The following is a 1,126-nucleotide window of genomic DNA, read 5'->3' as shown; positions in this document are numbered from 1 at the left end:
AACGCACCCGCACCCAGCTGGGCACCCAGCTCATAGCCGGGCAGCGCCGCCGCCACCCGCCCCTCGTTGACAATCATGACGCGGGAACTGTCACGCGCTGACCACGACATCCACCGGTCACCATTGCGAAACCCCCCAATACGCCCTACAACACCAAGCGTGATCCTAATGGTGCCCGACGCGACAGGGTCGCCCAGCCCACCGCCAGAACCACACGTCTTTTGGCCGACATCCCGCGCCGGCCGTCACCGAAAGATCGAAAACCGACCGACCACCCGCCTCCGCTGGGTCAGTTCTCGACCTGCACTGAGTCCAGCCTCTGCAGGAGCGTCGTCGCGAGCGACTGGAAGTCGTGGTAGCACCGGCTGACAAGCGTCTGGGTACTACCCAGCGCGCCGTCTGCGGTTCTCAGGTCGAACATCGGCTTGCGCGCATCATGCGAGAGCGGCATCAGGCTCTGGTAATTGCGTAGCGTTGCGATTTCATACGATCCGAGGCTTGTTTTCGCCTCCGGTTCACCTAGCACGTCCGACGCGAAGACCTGAGGAATGCGATCGAGCCATCGTTGGTATGCCTTGACGGGGCGGTCCAGGCGCATCGTCGGCTGCATAATGACGTAACCGAGGGGAGTCATTCGGCCAGGCGGTGCATCGATCCTGGGTGGGAGGTCCGGAAGTACCTTGTGGTGCCAGGTCGCCCGCCACGTCCGGAGGGTCGGTCCGAGGTTTCGCAGTCCCCGGAGAGAGAGCAGATCCGCCGCCAGTGGAACGAGCACAGTGTCAGCAGCAAGCAGAGCCGCCCGATTGATTGCGCCGAGATTAGGGCCGACATCGATGAGTACGACATCGGCGTTGACCTGTCGAGCGGCGACCTGAATAATCCGATGGAATGCCGTTGTCGTCCGCAGCGCTGCCGGGTCCCCGGTGACACCCTTGGACCAGGCTTCGCTCAAACGATCCTCGAAGGCGCTCAATGCCAGGTCACCAGCAAGCAACCAGAGCCCGTACGCGATCTGTTCGGGCTGACACGGACGAATGTCCCCCATGCCCTCCATAATCGGCCTGACGGCGGCGGCAACTGTGGTAGCGCTGTCAGCCTCGCCCTGCGCGGCCGACCATGTCGGCTC

The 1,126-nt window shown here is 63.5% G+C and carries 1 protein-coding gene; it reads right to left on the bottom strand.

Annotated features, from left to right (window positions below; all coding sequences use genetic code 11):
* Window positions 1-289: 289 nt before the first annotated feature.
* Window positions 290-1,126: ParA family protein (locus tag U9980_RS16235; RefSeq protein WP_322768686.1), on the bottom strand; the 837-nt coding region annotated here is incomplete at its 5' end.

This window comes from Protofrankia sp. Cr1 (assembly GCF_963555865.1).
Lineage (GTDB): Bacteria > Actinomycetota > Actinomycetes > Frankiales > Frankiaceae > Protofrankia.
Note: the sequence above shows the minus strand (reverse complement) of the source record. Positions and strands in the feature narration are given on the sequence as shown.